The organism is Pseudomonas sp. NPDC087817 (assembly GCF_044742875.1).
In the GTDB taxonomy this organism is placed as follows: domain Bacteria; phylum Pseudomonadota; class Gammaproteobacteria; order Pseudomonadales; family Pseudomonadaceae; genus Aquipseudomonas.
Window position 1 is genome coordinate 1 of sequence record NZ_JBIUVJ010000163.1, and the last position, 2,239, is coordinate 2,239.

Annotated in this window: 2 protein-coding genes and 1 pseudogene; all 3 read right to left on the reverse strand. The window is 61.6% G+C overall.

Features of this window, described 5'->3' with window-relative positions; all coding sequences use genetic code 11:
* Window positions 1-100 precede the first annotated feature (100 nt).
* A complete protein-coding gene (gene nuoF, locus ACIONG_RS30370; RefSeq protein ID WP_401304710.1) occupies window positions 101-1,447 on the reverse strand; it encodes an NADH-quinone oxidoreductase subunit NuoF in 1,347 nt (448 codons plus the stop codon).
* Window positions 1,444-1,941: an NADH-quinone oxidoreductase subunit NuoE gene (nuoE, locus tag ACIONG_RS30375; protein WP_007920186.1), complete on the reverse strand. Its 498-nt coding sequence runs from the start codon at window positions 1,939-1,941 to the stop codon at window positions 1,444-1,446. Before nuoE ends, nuoF begins: the two co-directional genes overlap by 4 nt.
* Before the next feature lie 2 nt (window positions 1,942-1,943).
* Window positions 1,944-2,239: pseudogene (locus ACIONG_RS30380) on the reverse strand (NADH-quinone oxidoreductase subunit C/D); the annotation flags it as partial.

The window sequence follows — 2,239 nt, forward strand, 5'->3', positions numbered from 1 at the left end:
GTGGCTAATGGAATCTTGTTATCCGTCCGAATCCAGTCAGCCCCGAAAGGCGTCATCGGACGAAAGGCGAAGGGCACGGACCCTTCGCCTTTTTAAGCGTTTACGCGCCGACTACGATCGGCCTTGCCAGAGGCGGGACGGCGCTTACAGGCGCAATACCGGCTTCGAACTCTGGACGGAAGTATTTGATGGCACTGCCCAACGGCTCCACGGCACCTGGTGCGTGAGCACAGAAGGTCTTGCCCGGGCCGAGGAAGTTGACCAGACCCAGCAGGGTCTCGATGTCGCCTGGCTGACCGCGGCCTTCTTCGATGGCCATCAAGAGCTTGACGCTCCATGGCAAACCATCACGGCACGGGGTGCAGAAGCCGCACGACTCGCGAGCGAAGAACTGCTCCATGTTGCGCAGCAGGGAAACCATGTTGACGCTGTCATCCACCGCCATGGCCAGGCCGGTACCCATACGGGTGCCCACTTTGGCGATGCCGCCGGCGAACATTTGTGCGTCGAGGTGCTCAGGCAGGAGGAAACCGGTACCGGCACCACCTGGCTGCCAGGCCTTGAGCTTGAAGCCGTCGCGCATGCCGCCGGCGTAGTCTTCGAACAACTCGCGACCGGTGACGCCGAATGGCAGTTCCCACAGGCCCGGGTTTTTCACTTTGCCGGAGAAGCCCATGAGCTTGGTGCCCATGTCTTCGCTGCCTTCGCGGGCCAACGATTTGTACCAGTCAACGCCGTCGGCAATGATCGCCGGCACGTTGCACAGGGTTTCCACGTTGTTCACGCAAGTCGGCTTGCCCCACACGGCGGCAGGGAAGGGCGGCTTGGAGCGCGGGTTGGCGCGGCGACCTTCGAGGGAGTTGATCAGTGCGGTTTCTTCACCGCAGATGTAACGCCCGGCGCCGGTGTGGACGAACAGTTCGAAATCAAAACCGCTGCCCAGAATGTTTTTGCCCAGCAGGCCCGCTGCCTTGGCTTCTTCCACGGCACGGTTGAGGTGCTTGGCGGCGGTGGTGTACTCGCCACGCAGGAAGATGTAGCCACGGTAGGTTTTCAGTGCGCGGGCACTGATCAGCATGCCTTCGATCAGCAGATGGGGCAGTTGCTCCATCAGCATGCGGTCTTTCCAGGTGTTCGGCTCCATCTCGTCCGCGTTGCACAGCAGGTAGCGGATGTTGATGGATTCGTCTTTGGGCATCAGGCCCCACTTCACACCCGTGGGGAAGCCTGCACCACCGCGACCTTTCAAACCTGCGTCTTTCACGGTCTGGACGATGGCGTCCTGATCCATGTCGGCGAAGGCTTTGCGTGCTGCGGCGTAACCGTTCTTGGCCTGGTACTCGTCGAGCCACACGGCTTCGCCGTCGTCACGCAGACGCCAGGTCAGCGGGTGAGTCTCGGCCGAACGCTGAATGCGGTTGGCAGGACCGAAAGATGTCAGGGTCATACGTAGCCCTCGAGCAGTTTGGCGACGCCAGCAGGTTGCACGTCGCCAAAGGTGTCGTCGTCGATCATCAGCGCCGGAGCCTTGTCGCAGTTGCCGAGGCAGCAGACAGGCAGCAGGGTGAAACGACCGTCGGTGGTGGTCTGACCCAGGCCGATGCCCAGATTGTTCTGGATTTCGCTGACCACCGACTCGTGGCCGCCGATGTAGCAGACCATGCTGTCGCAGACGCGAATGATGTGACGGCCAACCGGTTGACGGAAGATCTGGCTATAGAACGTCGCCACACCTTCAACGTCGCTGGCCGGAATGCCGAGGATCTCGCCGATCGCGTACAGGGCGCCATCCGGCACCCAGCCGCGTTCTTTCTGAACGATCTTCAGGGCTTCGATCGACGCCGCGCGCGGGTCTTCGTAGTGATGCAGCTCGTGCTCGATGGCCGAGCGCTCGGTTTCACTCAGGGTGAAACGGTCTGTCTGGATAAGCGTGCTGTTCATGCTTAGCGGTCCACGTCGGCCATAACGAAGTCGATACGCCCCAGGTACGCAATCAAGTCCGCGACCATGCTGCCTTTGATCACCGAAGGGATCTGTTGCAGATGCGGGAAGCTCGGAGTACGGATCCGGGTACGGTAGCTCGAGGTGCCGCCGTCGCTCGTCAGGGAATAACTGTTGATGCCCTTGGTCGCTTCGATCATCTGGAAGGATTCGTTGGCCGGCATGACCGGGCCCCACGAAACTTGCAGGAAGTGGGGGGTGGGGGGGTGGGTTTGGTGGGGGGGGGGGGGGGGGGGGG